Origin of the sequence: Janibacter sp. UYMM211, from assembly GCF_040547045.1 — a bacterium.
In the GTDB taxonomy this organism is placed as follows: Bacteria; Actinomycetota; Actinomycetes; order Actinomycetales; family Dermatophilaceae; genus Marihabitans; species Marihabitans melonis.
Genome location: NZ_JBEPOY010000006.1, coordinates 149,923 through 163,793, shown reverse-complemented (window position 1 = coordinate 163,793; position 13,871 = coordinate 149,923). Strand labels below are relative to the sequence as shown.

Below are 13,871 nucleotides of genomic sequence, written 5' to 3'. Positions count from 1 at the left end.
GGTCAGTCCCCCGCCCTCGCGAGCAGGTCGGCACGCAGGGAGTCGGCGTCCTGCGCGAGGGCCTCGACCGCCGCGCGCTGCTCATCCGTGAGGTCGGTCGGGACGACGACCTCGACGCGCACGAGGAGGTCACCGGATCCCCCCTTCGTCGGCACGCCGCGGCCCTTGACCCGCAGGACGCGCCCGCTCGGGGTGCCCGGGGCGACCTTGACCTTGACCGGGCGGCCGTCGAGCGTCGGGACGCTCACCGTCGCGCCGAGCGTGGCCTCGGCGAAGGTCACCGGCAGCTCGATCGTCAGGTTGTCGCCGTCCCGGCCGAAGACCGGGTGCGGCTCGACCGCGACGGTGAGCATGAGGTCTCCGCGCTCGCCGCCGGTGCGGCTCTGACCGCCCTTGCCGCGCAGCCGGATCCGCTGGCCGTCCTTGACGCCCGCGGGGATCTTCGCGGTGATCCGCTCGCCGTCGGCGCTCAGCTGCACCGTCGACCCCTCGACCGCGTCGCGGAAGGACAGGGTCGTGCGGGCGGTGAGGTCGGGGCCCTTCTGCGGGCCGCGGGGCGCGCGGAAGCCCGCACCACCACCGCCACCGCCGAAGGGCGATCCCCCACCCTGCCCGAACATCGCCATGATGTCCTCGAGGTCGGGCTCACCGCCGCCCCCGCCGGGGAAGCCCTGCGAGGAGTAGCGCACCCGGGAGCCGCCACCGCCCCCGCCGCCGAACATCGAGGAGAAGACGTCCTCGAAGCCGGCGCCCCCGGCCCCGCCGGGGCCGCCCGCGGTGAAGCGGGCGCCCCCGCGCGCCATCTGGCGCACGGCGTCGTACTCACGACGCTGCTCGGGGTCGGAGAGGACGGCGTGCGCCTCGCCGACGTCCTTGAAGCGCTGCTCCGCCGCGGCGTCCCCGGGGTTGCGATCGGGGTGGTGCTGCTTGGCGAGCTTGCGGTACGCCTTCTTGATCTCCGCGTCGTCGGCGCCCTGCGAGACGCCGAGGATGTTGTAGAAGTCCTTCTCGAACCAGTCCTGACTAGCCATGCCGTCCTCCTCTCAGGGGGTGTGCGGGTGGGTCACTCGGGGTCGGCGACGGCGACGCGCGCCGCGCGCAGCACGCGCTCGCCGGCCTTGTACCCGGGCTGGAGCACGGTGACGACCGTGGTCGTCGTCGCGTCGCTCGGCAGCTCGCTGTCGCTCGAGTCCCACGCGGCGTGCATGAGGGCCTCGTGGACCGCCGGGTCGAAGGGCTCGCCCTTCGCGCCGACCTGGACCAGGCCGTACCGGCCGAGCGCCTGCTCGAGCTTGTCGGCGATGGCCCGGAAGGGGCCCTCGTCGAGGTCGCCGTGCTGGCGCGCGAGGTGGATCTCGTCGAGCACCGGCAGCAGGGTCTCGAGCACGTCGTGCGCCGCCCGGATCTGGATGTCGGCGCGGTCGCGGTCGACGCGGCGCTTGTAGTTGACGTACTCGGCCTGCAGGCGCTGCAGGTCGCCGAGCCGCTCGGCCGCGAGCGCGGTGTCGGGGTGGGCGTCAGAGCCCGCGCCGGGGGCGGCGTCCGCCCCCGGTGCAGCCTCGGCCGCAGGCGTCCCGTCCGCGTCGGCGGCCGGGGTGCCGGCCCCCTGCGCGGGGGCCGGCACGCCGTCGTTGACGGCCTCGACGTTCACCGCGTCGCCGTCGGCGTCGTGGACGACGTCCTCGGGCTCGTGGTTGCTCGTCGAGTCGCTCACTTGCGCTCCTCGTCCTCGTCCTCGACGACCTCGGCGTCGACGACGTCGTCGTCGGCCGGGGTGCTGCCCGCGTCGGCGCCGGGCTGGTCACCGGCGGCGCCGGCACCCTCGCCCTGCTCGGCGGAGGCCGCGTAGAGGGCGGCGCCCATCTTCTGCGACTCCTCGTTGAGGGTGTCGACCTTCTTCGACAGGTCGGCAGCGCTCACGCCCGACTCCGGCTTGAGGGCGTCCTTGAGGTCGGCGAGCGCGTCGTCGACCGGCTTGCGCTGGTCGTCGCTCAGCTTGTCGCCGCTGTCGGAGAGGAACTTCTCGGTCGAGTAGACGAGGTTCTCCGCGGTGTTGCGGGCCTCGGTCTCCTCGCGCCGCTGCTTGTCCTCCTCGGCGTGGGCCTCGGCCTCCTGCACCATGCGCTCGATCTCCTCCTTGGACAGCGCGCTGCCGCCCGAGATGGTGATCTTCTGCTCCTGGCCGGTGCCACGGTCCTTCGCGGAGACGTTGACGATGCCGTTGGCGTCGATGTCGAAGGTCACCTCGACCTGCGGCACGCCGCGGGGCGCCGGGGCGATGCCCGAGAGCTCGAAGGTGCCCAGCGGCTTGTTCTGCTGCGCGATCTCGCGCTCGCCCTGGAAGACCTGGATGAGCACGGAGGGCTGGTTGTCCTCCGCCGTCGAGAAGACCTCGCTGCGCTTGGTCGGGATCGCGGTGTTGCGCTCGATGAGCTTGGTGAAGAGACCGCCCTTGGTCTCGATGCCCAGGGAGAGCGGGGTGACGTCGATGAGCAGGACGTCCTTGCGCTCGCCCTTGAGGACACCGGCCTGCAGGGCCGCGCCGGCGGCGACGACCTCGTCGGGGTTGACGCCCTTGTTGGGCTCCTTGCCGCCGGTGAGCTGCTTGACGAGCTCGGAGACGGCGGGCATGCGGGTGGAGCCACCGACGAGGACGACGTGGTCGATGTCGCCGAGCTTGATGCCGGCGTCCTTGATGACGTTCTCGAAGGGGGTCTTCGTGCGGTCGAGGAGGTCCTTGGTCATCTGCTCGAACTGCGCCCGGGTGAGCGTCTCGTCGAGGTGGATCGGGCCGTTCTCGCCCATCGAGAGGTACTGGAGGTTGATCGACGTGGAGCTGCTCGAGGAGAGCTCCTTCTTCGCCTGCTCCGCGGCGTCGCGCAGACGCTGCATGGCGATCTTGTCGCCGGCGAGGTCGACACCGGTGCTGCTCTTGACGCTCTGCAGGAGGTGCTTGACGACGCGGTCGTCCCAGTCGTCACCACCGAGCTGGTTGTCACCGGAGGTGGCGCGGACCTGGATGGTCGCGAAGCCGTCCTCGGCGTCCTTGCCCACCTCGAGCAGGGAGACGTCGAAGGTGCCGCCACCGAGGTCGAAGACGAGGATGAGCTCGTCCTCCTTGCCCTTGTCGAGGCCGTAGGCCAGGGCCGCCGCGGTCGGCTCGTTGACGATGCGCAGGACGTTGAGGCCCGCGATCTCGCCGGCCTCCTTCGTCGCCTGGCGCTCGGCGTCGTCGAAGTACGCCGGCACGGTGATGACCGCGTCGGTGACGTCCTCGCCGAGGTAGGCCTCGGCGTCGCGCTTGAGCTTCATCAGCGTGCGGGCGCTGATCTCCTGCGCGGTGTACTTCTTGCCGTCGACGTCCTCGCTCGTCCACTCGGTGCCCATGTGGCGCTTGACGGAGCGGATGGTGCGGTCGGCGTTCGTCACGGCCTGACGCTTGGCGATCTCGCCGACGAGGACCTCGCCGCCCTTGGAGAAGGCGACGACGGACGGTGTGGTGCGACCGCCCTCGGCGTTCGCGATGATCTCGGGCTCGCCGGCGTCGAGGTACGCGACGGCCGAGTTGGTGGTACCGAGGTCGATGCCGACGGCACGTCCCATGGGGGTTCTCCTTCGTCCGGGTCGAAGGGGGCGGGCGCCCCCTTCGGGAGGGGTTGGTCTCTGCGGCTCAACCTACGAAGCCCTTGCGGGCCTGCGCAAATCCGGAGCCGAAAAGTTGAGTACGTCTGACTCAACTACCGACCGGTGCAGATGATTCCCGCTCCTTTCCCCCGCCCCCTGCCGGTTCGAAGAAGGGCCGTCATCTCGACATGACGATCCTTCGTCGACCCAGTGACAGGCTCGGCGAAGGGGCGGCAGAGGGCGGGTGGGAGAGGAGAGCCGGGCGTCTCGCGAGGCAGCGCGAACAGCAGCCGGCACCCCGTCGCCCGTAGGATCAGGCGGGTGACCGGTCTGCTGCGCCTCCCCCGCCACCTGGCGGACGCGACGCGCATGCGTGCGCTGCAGCGCACGGTCCGCCACCCCGGGACCAACGGGTGGACGAGCGAGTGGGGCACCAACGCGCACGGCGAGATCGCCGGCTGCCCGCCGCCTGCGTGAGCGACGCGCCCCCTGTCGCGGGACGCAGACGCGCCCACCTCCGCTGACCACGTAAGGCACCCCGATGCCCGGACCCCTGACCGACACCCCCCTGCGCCGCATGCCCCACGAGATGTGGCGCGGCGTGCGCGCGAGCGCCCGCAGCGACGCCTTCGGCGGCTCGCTCCTGCTCGTCGCGACCCTGCTCGCGCTGCTCATGGCCAACACCCCCGCCGTCGACCTCTACGAGTCGGTGCGCGACACCACCGTCGGCCCCGCCGCCCTTCACCTCGACCTGACGATCGGCCAGTGGGCGGCCGACGGCCTCCTCGCGATCTTCTTCTTCGTCGTCGGCCTCGAGCTCAAGGAGGAGCTCGTCGCCGGCAGCCTGCGCGACCCGCGCCGGGCCGCGATGCCCATCGCCGCTGCCGCGGGCGGCGTCGTCGTGCCCGCCCTCATCTACGTCGCGATCGCCCGCTCGTCCGAGGGCGCCCTCCAGGGCTGGGCGATCCCCACGGCGACCGACATCGCCTTCGCCGTCGCCGTCCTCGCGGTCGTCGGGCGCTTCCTGCCGCCGGCGCTGCGCATCTTCCTCCTGACGCTCGCGATCGTCGACGACCTCATCGCCATCACGATCATCGCCGTCGCCTACACCCAGGGGCTGCACCTGCAGTGGCTGCTCCTCGCGCTCGTCCCCCTCGCGCTCTTCGGGCTCCTCACCCAGCGCGGGGTGCGCACGTGGTGGCTGCTGCTGCCGCTCGGCGTCGCGACGTGGGCGCTCGTCCACGCATCCGGCATCCACGCGACCGTGGCCGGCGTGCTCCTCGGCTTCACCGTGCCGGCGATCGCGTCGGCGCGGGCGCGGGTGCAGACGGGCACCGAGGACGGCGAGCCGGTCTACGACAGCCTCACCGCCCACCTCGCCGACCAGTGGGGCGTCTTCTCGACGCTCGTCGCCGTGCCGGTCTTCGCCTTCTTCGCCGCCGGGGTGGCGGTCGGTGGCGTCGAGGGCCTGCGCAGCGCGCTCGGTGACCCGATCACGCTCGGGATCATCGTCGGCCTCGTCCTCGGCAAGCCCGTCGGCATCGTCGGCACGAGCCTGCTCCTCAGCCGGCTGCCGTCCTTCGCGCTCGACCCGAGCCTGCGGTGGGGCGACCTCGTCGGCGCGGGATTCGTCGCCGGTGTCGGCTTCACCGTCTCGCTGCTCGTGGGCGAGCTCGCCTTCGGCGCCTCGAGCGTGGCCGACGAGCACGTGAAGATCGGCGTGCTCCTCGGCTCCTTCACCGCCGCGGTCATCGGCGGGACGATCCTGTCGATCCGCAGCCGCCGGGCCCGCACGGCCGAGGCGGGCTGACTCCCCCTTCGCCCCGCCGACCCCGCGAGCTACGGCGCAGTACTGGTCGCGATCACGACCAGTACTGCGCCGTAGCCGGGTCGTGAGGTTGGCACCGCGAAGGGGGCGAAGGGGTCAGCCGGGCGGCGGCGGGGGCGTCGCCATCGCCTCGCGCAGGCTCGCCGTGAGCTCCTCGGCCCGCGCCGTCGTACGGCGCAGGTCGGTCAGGCGCTGCTCGGCGTCGGCGTAGACCGCGGCGACGTGCTCGCGCGCCTGCGCCTCGCGGGCGGGCTCCCCCGAAGGGTCGGCGAGGACATCCAGCGCCTCGAGCAGGGCGCGCATCTCCTCGACGGAGAAGCCGAGCGGCTTCATCGGGCGCACGAGGAGGAGCCGAGCGATGTCGGCGTCGTCGTAGAGGCGGAAGCCGCCGTCCGTGCGCGCCGACGGGGTGACGAGACCCATCTCCTCGTAGTACCGGATCGTGCGGTGCGAGAGACCGGTGAGCTCTGCGACCTCGCCGATGTGCACGTGGCGGCCGCGCACCCCTTCGCCCTGGCCGTCCATGGGGCGCACGCTACCGGGCCGACCCGGCCCCCCGGCGGGTGACCGGACCAACTCTCACGTTGCGGTAGATTTAACCGTCGCGTCCGTCGAGCCCCGCTCCGGCCGCGCCGCCACCGTCGCCGTCCCGCCGCCCCACCCGAAGGACCCCTGTGCCCGAGCCCGTCACCACCGCCGCCCCCGTCACCGGCCCGCCCGAGGCCGGTGCCCGCGAGACCTCCGTGCGGGCTGCCCTGCGCGACCCGCGGCGCCTGCGCACCGAGGTGCTCGGCGGTCTCGTCGTCGCGCTCGCGCTCATCCCCGAGGCCATCTCCTTCTCGATCATCGCCGGGGTGGACCCCCAGGTCGGGCTCTTCTCGAGCTTCGTCATGGCGGTGACCATCGCCGTCGTCGGTGGGCGGCCCGCGATGATCTCGGCGGCGACCGGCGCGGTGGCGCTCGTCGTCGCCCCCGTCGTGCGCGAGCACGGCCTGAGCTACCTCCTCGCGACGGTGATCCTCGCCGGGGTCCTGCAGGTGGTGCTCGCCCTGCTCGGCGTCGCGCGGCTCATGCGCTTCATCCCGCGGATGGTCATGGTCGGATTCGTCAACGCGCTGGCCATCCTCATCTTCCTGGCCCAGGTGCCCTACCTCCTCGGCGTGCCGTGGCTCGTCTACCCGATGGTCGCGCTCGGTCTGCTCGTCATGGTCGCCATGCCGAGGGTGACGACCGTGCTGCCGGCCCCGCTCGTGGCCATCGTCGCCATCACCGCTCTCGTCGCGGCCGCCGGATGGCAGCTGCCCGACGTCTCCGACCAGGGCCAGCTGCCCAGCTCGCTGCCCGCGCTGCTCCTGCCCGACGTGCCGCTGACGCTCGAGACGCTGCGCATCATCGCCCCCTACGCCTTCGCCATGGCCCTCGTCGGGCTGCTCGAGTCGCTCATGACGGCGAAGCTCGTCGACGGCATCACCGACACCCACTCCGACAAGACCCGCGAGTCCTGGGGGCAGGGCGTCGCCAACGTCGCGTCAGGCCTCTTCGGCGGGATGGGCGGCTGCGCGATGATCGGCCAGACGATGATCAACGTCAAGGTCTCCGGGGCCCGCACGCGCATCTCGACCTTCCTCGCCGGTGTCTTCCTCCTCGCGCTCGTCGTCGGGGCGGGCCCGCTCGTCGGCATGATCCCCATGGCCGCGCTCGTCGCCGTCATGGTCATGGTCTCCGTCGCGACCTTCGACTGGCACAGCGTGGCGCCGGCCACCCTGCGCCGGATGCCTCGCAGCGAGACCCTCGTCATGCTGCTCACGGTCACCGTCACCGTCGCCACCCACAACCTCGCCTACGGCGTCATCACCGGCGTGCTCGCGGCGATGGTCGCCTTCGCCCGACGGGTCGCCCACGTCGCCCAGGTCGAGCGCGTGCCCGGCACCGGCGAGGTGCAGACCTACCGGGTCACCGGCGAGCTCTTCTTCGCCTCGAGCAACGACCTCGTCTACCAGTTCGACTACACGGCCGACCCGCAGCGTGTCGTCGTCGACCTCACCGACAGCCACATCTGGGACGCCTCGAGCGTCGCCGCGCTCGACGGCGTGCGAGCGAAGTACGAGCGGATGGGCAAGCAGCTCGACGTCGTCGGCCTGAACCCCGCGTCGGCGGAGCGGCACGAGCTGCTGAGCGGGCGGCTCGGCGACGGGCACTGAGGGGGACGGGTCGCTGAGGTCATCGAGCACTGAGGCCGAGGCCACGCCGACGCAGCGCGGAGGGGGAGGCTGCCTCTGGCAGGGTCGAGCCATGTCCCGCCCCATGACCGTGTCCGGCAGCGTCGAGATCGCCGCCGACCCGCAGACCGTGTACGCCGAGATCGCCGACCCCGACCGGATGGGACGGTGGAGCCCGGAGAACATCGGCACCGGCGACCCCGCGCGCGGACCGCTGACGACGGGCGAGAGCTTCGTCGGGCACAACCGTCGTGGGCCCGCGCGGTGGTCGACGAGGTGCACGGTCATCGCCGCCGACCCCGGTGAGCGGTTCGCCTTCCGGGTGCACGGCTACGGCTTCGGCCGGGTCCTCGTGCCGGTCTCGGTCGCGACGTGGTCGTACACCTTCGAGCAGGTCGCCCCGGGCCGCACCCGCGTCACCGAGACCTGGCAGGACGACCGCACCCGGTGGCCGGACGCCCTGGCGGCCCGCTTCGACCGCCTCGTCACGCGGGGGCGGACCTTCGACGTCTACCAGGCGGGCAACATCCGCCGCACGCTCGACCGGCTGCGCGAGGACCTCGAGAGCCGCTGAGCCGCGTCAGCGGGCGTGCCGGACGAGCCCGGCGACGACCCGCGGGGTGAGCCGTCCGGGTCCGAGCCCGAGCTCGACGAGGTCGTCGAAGACCCTCTGGTCGGCCGCGGCGGCCCGCAGCCCCGCGGCGAGGACGAAGGGGTGAGACGCCACCTTCCCACCGACGGCCGTGCTCACGAGGTTCGCTCGCAGCCGCCGTCGCACCTCGCTGCGGTAGCAAAGGCCGGGGTCTCCCCCTTCGTCCGCCCGCGCGGCCGTGCGACCGGCGACCTGCCCGGTCACCGCCGCGTAGTAGATCCCCTCACCCGTCATCGGGTTGATGAGCCCGGCCGCGTCGCCGACGAGCAGCACGCGGCCGTCGGGCTGGACCGAGCCCCATCGCGCGGTCGACAGCGGCAGGTGGTGGCCGCGCCACGACTGAGCGCCCTCGGTCGAGCCGGGCAGCAGGTCCTCGAGCCGCTCGCGCATCAGCGCGTGGGTCGGCCGGTCCCGCCGGTCGCGCAGGATCTCGCCGTACCCGACGTTGGACCACCCGTCGCCCCGGTCGAAGGCCCACGCGTACGACGGCTGGCGGTCCTGCGCGAAGCGGATCACCTGTCGCCCGACGCGTGACGGGGGTGTCGGCGCGTAGCCGCGCAGGCCGAGCGCGAGACGGCCAGGCAGGGTGAGGCCGAGCGAGCGACGGACCTGCGATTGCGCGCCGTCCGCGCCGACGAGCACGCGGGCCCTGGTCTCGCCGTCGACGACGACGCCGTCGGCCTCGACCTGCACGTCGCGCACGCGGTGCCGCCGCAGGACGGCGCCCGCCGCCACGGCTGCCTCGACGAGTCGGGCGTCGAGACGCTCCCGGGGGATGACGAGGGCGGGGCGGCGCATCTCGCGCGTGCTGCTCAGGTCGCCGAGGGCGAGCTCGAGCATGCTGATCCCCCGGTGCTCACGGCGCAGGTCGGCGGCCACGTCCGAGGCACCGACGGCGTCGAGCACGTCGAGGACGTGAGGGGCGATGCCGTCGCCGCACGACTTGTCCCGCGGGAAGTCGGCCCGGTCGAGGAGCAGCACCCGCGCCCCCGGCCGCTCGTGCAGGGCCGCGAGCGCCGTGATGCTGCCCGCCGGCCCGGCCCCCACGACGACCACGTCCCAGTCGGCGGTCGTCGTCATGGCGCCACCCTAGGCAGGTGACCGCCGTGCGTGTCGGACGGCGGCTCACACCTTCGTCGACGCCCCGCCCCCAAGACTCCGGCGAGCTGCGATCACCGCTGCCGCGAGGTGCCGTCCGACACTCGGACCGAACCGGCGCCCTCTCGGCCGCGACGACGCCGGGTGGCGGCGAGGTGGACGAGCAGGGCGAGACCCCACACGAGGAAGAGGGGGTCCCACAGCCACGCGTGCCCGATCATCCCGGGCCGGTCGTACCCGCCGTCGGGCCGGATCGCGCCGGCGAGGACGAGCTGGCCGACGACGGTGTTGAGACCGCCCCAGACGACGAGCACCACGGCGCCGAGCCAGGCGAGACCTCGGGTGAGCGGTCGCAGCGGCCAGCCGCGGCGGTCGAGCCACAGGGGCGCCAGCGCGGCGACGAGCTTGACGAGACCGACGGGCACGAGGACCCAGCGCATGTCGGCGAAGGTGGTGACGATGCGCTCGCCCAGGGTCTCGAGCAGCCAGTCGCCGCCGATCGCCCAGTACAGGCTGAAGAACGCGTGCACCGTCCCCGCCAGCGCCGCGAGCACCAGCCACCCCCGCGCGCGTCCCGTCACCGGGCCGACCCTGCCAGACGTGGGCGGACGACGGGAGGCGAAGGGGGGACCGGCGGGCGCCGGGACGATGCGGGCTGTCAGGGCTCGGTCCTAGTCTCGGCGCCTGGCCGTCGACGAGGACGGCCCCGACGAGAAGGCACTGCGATGGCGACGCTCAACCCGTATCTCACCTTCCCCGGCACTGCGCGTGAGGCGATGGAGTTCTACCGCTCCGCCCTCGGCGGCGAGCTGTCGGTCTCGACCTTCGCCGAGATGGGCGACCCGGGCAACGAGGGGGTCATGCACTCCCGCCTCGACACACCGACCGGGCTGTCCCTCATGGCGAGCGACATGGCCCCCGGCACCGAGGGCACGCCTGCCGTCGGCGACGCGATCACGCTGTCCATCAGCGGCGGGCCCGACGACGACCTGCGTGGGTGCTTCGAGCGCCTGGCCGAGGGCGGTCAGGTGACGATGCCGCTCGAGCGGCAGATGTGGGGCGACGACTTCGGCATGCTCGTCGACCGCTACGGCATGCCGTGGATGGTCAACATCGCCGGCGAGCAGAGCTGAGCGGCGTGACGACCAAGGAGATCCTGCACGGCTACGTCCGCGAGCAGCGTCAGGCGATGCTCGCCAAGCTCGAAGGGGTGAGCGAGGCCGACGCGCGGCGCCCACGCACCGTCACGGGCACGAACCTGCTCGGCGTGCTCAAGCACTGCGCCCTCATGGAGCTGGGCTACCTCGGCGACTGCTTCGGGCGGCCCGCGGGCATCGCGTACCCGTGGGACGCGCCCGGCGCCTCGCTCGACGACAACCTCGACTTCTACGCGACGGCCGACGAGTCGATGGCCGACGTCCTCGACCTCGCGCACCGGGCCTTCGCCCACGCCGACGCGACGGTCGAGGCGCTCGACCTGGACGCGAAGGGGTTCGTGCCGTGGTGGGGACCGGAGGGTCGTGAGGTGACGCTCGACCAGATCATCGTCCACCTCGCCGTCGACGAGGCTCGTCACGCCGGCCACATGGACGTCCTGCGCGAGCAGCTCGACGGGTCCGTCGGCCTGCGCCGCGCGGGCGACAACCTGCCGGAGCAGGACGAGCGGTGGTGGGCCGACTACGTCGCCCGCCTGCACGAGATCGCCGACACACGATGAGTGAGATCTGGCACCTCGTCCACGCCGAGCGGCGTGCGCTCGTCGACGACCTCTGCGGCCTCGCCCCGTCGCGGTGGGACACGCCCTCGCTCGCGCCCGGGTGGAGCGTGCACGACGTCGCCGCCCATCTCGTCGACAACGCGCTCACCACCCCCGTCGGTCTGCTGCGCGCCATGGTGCGGGCGAAGGGGGACCTCGACCGGCAGAACGCCGCGGGGGTCGCCGCTCAGCGCGGGGCGACGCCGCAGCAGACCCTCGCGCGGCTGCGCGAGGTCGTCGACCGCACGAGCGGGCCGCCGACATGGCTGGCATCGCTCGAGTCGCGGCTCGTCGAGGAGGTCGCCCACGGCGAGGACATCCGTGGCGCGCTCGGGATCCGTCGGGCCTACCCGGCGAAGACCCTCGAGGGTGCCGCGCGCTACCAGGCGAAGACGCCCGACGCGATCGGCGGCGGCCGCTCCGTCGCCCGGGCGGTGCGACTGGTCGCCGACGACACCGACCTCGTCGTCGGCCAGGGCCCGGAGGTGCGTGGCCCCGCCCTCGCGATCGTCCTGCTGCTCAGCGGTCGCCGGCACGCCGTCGACGAGCTGCACGGGCCGGGGATGTCGTCGATCCCCGCCCGGCCGACCGGGGGTGAGGCCGCCAAGGGCTAGGCCGTCTCGGGCGCGACGACACCGGGGGCGCTCTCGCGCGCCCGGAGCCAGGGCCCGATGGCCAGCGCGGTGATGACCCCGGTGACGGCGAAGGCGGTCGTCCACCCGAAGCGGTCGGCGACGACCCCGATGAGGATCGGCCCGATGATCGCGCCGGCGTCCTGCGCCATCTGGAAGCGGGCGAGGACCCGCCCGCCGGCCCGGTCGCTGCCGACGACGTCGGCGACGGCGGCCTGCTGCGAGGGGTTGAGCAGTCCGGCGCCGATGCCGGCGACGACGCACAGCACGAAGAGCACGTCGAGGCGCTGACTCGTGCCGACGAGCCCGATCCCGACGGCGGTGATCGCGAGGCCGGCGAGGGCGAGAGGGCGCCGTCCGATGGTGTCCGACCACCGGGACGCGACCTGCAGCGCCGCGGCCGTGCCGACGGCAGAGATGGCCAGCGCGGCGCCCGCGACCCACGTCGCGTCGTGGATCGCGACCGCGAACTGCGGCAGCACGGCGACCCGCACGCCGAAGCTCGACCACCCGTTGGCGAAGGAGGAGGCGAGCGCCGCGCGGTAGGTCGGCGAGGCGAGCGCCTCGGAGACGAGCATCGTCGGGCGCGACTCGCCGTCGGACACGCTGCGCAGCCGGGTGCCGCCGAGGAAGACGGCGACGACGCCCGCCGCTACGAGCAGGGCCACGGCGTACAGGACGAAGGGGACCCGCAGCCCGAGCTGCGCGAGCAGCCCGCCGATGACCGGGCCGAGCATGCCGCCGAGGAGGAAGGAGCTCGCGTACGCGGACGAGACCCGCCCGCGGATGCGCGGCGGCGCGAGACGCACGAGGAGCGACATCGCCGAGACGGTGAAGAGGGTGGACCCCAGGCCTCCGACCCCCCGGAAGACGAGCAGCTGCCAGTACGACTGGGCGAAGGCGGTCGCGAGCGAGGACAGCGCGACGACGACGAGCCCGGCGAGGTAGACCGGCCGCTCCCCCAGCCGCGAGACGAGCGACCCGCCGGCCGGTGCGAAGACGAGCCGGAAGAAGGCGAATGCCGACACGACGACCGAGGCCGCCGCGACGCCCACGTCGAAGCTGCGGGCGTAGGCCGGCAGGACGGGGCTGATGAGACCGAAGCCGACGGCGATGACGAAGGCCGCGGCGACGAGGACCCAGATCTCGCGAGGGATGCGCTCCGGGGCGCTCGTGCTGGACATCGTCGTCCAGCCTACGTCCGCGGATCGGGCCCACCCCTTCGCCCGGCAGCCCCTCGCCGGACGTGAGACTGGGGCCCATGACCCGACGGATCCTCATCACCGGTGCCACCGGAGGCATCGGCCTCGTCCTGTCCGACCGGCTGCGCGACGACTACGACGTCGTCATGCACGGCCGCACCCCGCGCACGCCGGAGCAGGAGCGCGAGCTGCGCGAGGCCGACCTCACCGACTACGACGAGGTCCGCGCCCTCATGGACGGCGTCGACACGGTCGTCCACCTCGCCGGGGCCGCGTCGCCGGAGTCGACGTGGGACGACGTGCTCGGCGCCAACGTCGTCGGCACCCGCAACGTGCTCGAGGCGGCCCGCGACGCGGGCGTGCGCCGGGTCGTCTACGCCTCCTCGAACCACGTCCTCGGCATGTACGACCGCGACGAGCAGTGGCCGGTCGGGCCGCAGGACCTGCCGCGGCCGGACTCGCTCTACGGCGTGACGAAGGTCTTCGGCGAGACGATCGGGCGCTACTACCACGACGCCCACGGGCTGTCCGTGCTGTGCCTGCGCATCGGGTGGGTGAGCCCCGATCCGACCGAGACCGACGTCGAGCTGCTCCGCGCGATGTGGCTCAGCGAGGACGACGCCGAGCGCGTCTTCCGGTGTGCGATCGAGGTCGAGGACGTCGGCTACGGCCTCTACTACGCGATCTCGGACAACCCCGACCGTCGCTGGGACGTCACGAGCACGATGCTTGAGCTGGGCTACCGCCCCCAGGACCGCTGGACCGATCACGTGCCCGAGGGCGAGCAGGTCGTCCCCGGCGGCGCCAGCACCCCCGACGACTGGCCGAAGGGGTCCTGACCCCCTTCGTCTCCTGCGCCC

The 13,871-nt window shown here is 73.1% G+C and carries 15 protein-coding genes; 8 read left to right on the top strand and 7 right to left on the bottom strand.

Going from position 1 to position 13,871, the window contains the following annotated elements:
- Positions 1-2 precede the first annotated feature (2 nt).
- The 3 genes from ABIB53_RS15345 to dnaK are packed head-to-tail and all read right to left on the bottom strand — an operon-like array spanning position 3 to position 3,603.
- On the bottom strand, positions 3-1,031 hold the full coding sequence (locus ABIB53_RS15345) for a DnaJ C-terminal domain-containing protein (RefSeq protein ID WP_354588803.1): 1,029 nt from the start codon (positions 1,029-1,031) through the stop codon (positions 3-5).
- 32 nt (positions 1,032-1,063) lie between these two features.
- Positions 1,064-1,714, bottom strand: a complete 651-nt coding sequence (grpE, locus tag ABIB53_RS15340) for a nucleotide exchange factor GrpE (protein ID WP_201464962.1) — start codon at positions 1,712-1,714, stop codon at positions 1,064-1,066.
- Positions 1,711-3,603, bottom strand: a complete 1,893-nt coding sequence (dnaK, locus tag ABIB53_RS15335; RefSeq protein ID WP_354588802.1) for a molecular chaperone DnaK — start codon at positions 3,601-3,603, stop codon at positions 1,711-1,713. Before dnaK ends, grpE begins: the two co-directional genes overlap by 4 nt.
- A 342-nt stretch (positions 3,604-3,945) precedes the next feature.
- Here dnaK and ABIB53_RS15330 point away from each other — a divergent pair, with 342 nt between their 5' ends.
- Both ABIB53_RS15330 and nhaA read left to right on the top strand, forming a co-directional pair.
- Positions 3,946-4,101: a hypothetical protein gene (locus tag ABIB53_RS15330; RefSeq protein ID WP_191564684.1), complete on the top strand. Its 156-nt coding sequence runs from the start codon at positions 3,946-3,948 to the stop codon at positions 4,099-4,101.
- Positions 4,102-4,165: 64 nt separating this feature from the next.
- Positions 4,166-5,434 (top strand): Na+/H+ antiporter NhaA, encoded by a 1,269-nt coding sequence (gene nhaA / locus ABIB53_RS15325; protein WP_354588801.1) that lies wholly within the window; start codon positions 4,166-4,168, stop codon positions 5,432-5,434.
- Between the two features lie 114 nt (positions 5,435-5,548).
- On the opposite strand, the gene ABIB53_RS15320 is transcribed toward nhaA, so the two are convergent.
- Positions 5,549-5,977, bottom strand: coding sequence for a MerR family transcriptional regulator (locus ABIB53_RS15320; protein ID WP_354588800.1), 429 nt, complete (start codon positions 5,975-5,977; stop codon positions 5,549-5,551).
- Positions 5,978-6,126: 149 nt separating this feature from the next.
- On the opposite strand from ABIB53_RS15320, the gene ABIB53_RS15315 reads away from it, so the two are divergent.
- Together ABIB53_RS15315 and ABIB53_RS15310 are read left to right on the top strand one after the other, a co-directional pair.
- Positions 6,127-7,653, top strand: a complete 1,527-nt coding sequence (locus ABIB53_RS15315; RefSeq protein WP_502914657.1) for a SulP family inorganic anion transporter — start codon at positions 6,127-6,129, stop codon at positions 7,651-7,653.
- Positions 7,654-7,744: 91 nt separating this feature from the next.
- Positions 7,745-8,245, top strand: coding sequence for an SRPBCC family protein (locus ABIB53_RS15310; RefSeq protein ID WP_201464958.1), 501 nt, complete (start codon positions 7,745-7,747; stop codon positions 8,243-8,245).
- Between the two features lie 6 nt (positions 8,246-8,251).
- Here ABIB53_RS15310 and ABIB53_RS15305 read toward each other — a convergent pair whose 3' ends face one another.
- Both ABIB53_RS15305 and ABIB53_RS15300 read right to left on the bottom strand, forming a co-directional pair.
- The gene (locus tag ABIB53_RS15305) at positions 8,252-9,403 is read right to left on the bottom strand and encodes a geranylgeranyl reductase family protein (protein WP_354588799.1); all 1,152 of its coding nucleotides are present in this window, start codon (positions 9,401-9,403) and stop codon (positions 8,252-8,254) included.
- A gap of 92 nt (positions 9,404-9,495) precedes the next feature.
- Positions 9,496-10,002: a DUF3995 domain-containing protein gene (locus ABIB53_RS15300; protein ID WP_354588798.1), complete on the bottom strand. Its 507-nt coding sequence runs from the start codon at positions 10,000-10,002 to the stop codon at positions 9,496-9,498.
- Positions 10,003-10,146: 144 nt separating this feature from the next.
- Between ABIB53_RS15300 and ABIB53_RS15295 the strand changes: the two genes are divergently transcribed.
- Genes ABIB53_RS15295 through ABIB53_RS15285 form a run of 3 tightly spaced genes read left to right on the top strand, consistent with a single transcriptional unit; the run spans position 10,147 to position 11,791 of the window.
- On the top strand, positions 10,147-10,554 hold the full coding sequence (locus ABIB53_RS15295; protein WP_068271834.1) for a VOC family protein: 408 nt from the start codon (positions 10,147-10,149) through the stop codon (positions 10,552-10,554).
- A gap of 5 nt (positions 10,555-10,559) precedes the next feature.
- Positions 10,560-11,138, top strand: coding sequence for a DinB family protein (locus tag ABIB53_RS15290; protein WP_354588797.1), 579 nt, complete (start codon positions 10,560-10,562; stop codon positions 11,136-11,138).
- On the top strand, positions 11,135-11,791 hold the full coding sequence (locus ABIB53_RS15285) for a maleylpyruvate isomerase family mycothiol-dependent enzyme (RefSeq protein WP_354588796.1): 657 nt from the start codon (positions 11,135-11,137) through the stop codon (positions 11,789-11,791). The genes ABIB53_RS15290 and ABIB53_RS15285 overlap by 4 nt, the downstream gene beginning before the upstream one ends.
- Here ABIB53_RS15285 and ABIB53_RS15280 read toward each other — a convergent pair.
- On the bottom strand, positions 11,788-12,993 hold the full coding sequence (locus ABIB53_RS15280) for an MFS transporter (RefSeq protein ID WP_354588795.1): 1,206 nt from the start codon (positions 12,991-12,993) through the stop codon (positions 11,788-11,790). The two genes, ABIB53_RS15285 and ABIB53_RS15280, sit on opposite strands and share 4 nt — an antisense overlap.
- A gap of 77 nt (positions 12,994-13,070) precedes the next feature.
- Between ABIB53_RS15280 and ABIB53_RS15275 the strand changes: the two genes are divergently transcribed.
- A complete protein-coding gene (locus ABIB53_RS15275; protein ID WP_354588794.1) occupies positions 13,071-13,850 on the top strand; it encodes an NAD-dependent epimerase/dehydratase family protein in 780 nt (259 codons plus the stop codon).
- The last annotated feature ends 21 nt before the right edge of the window (positions 13,851-13,871 follow it).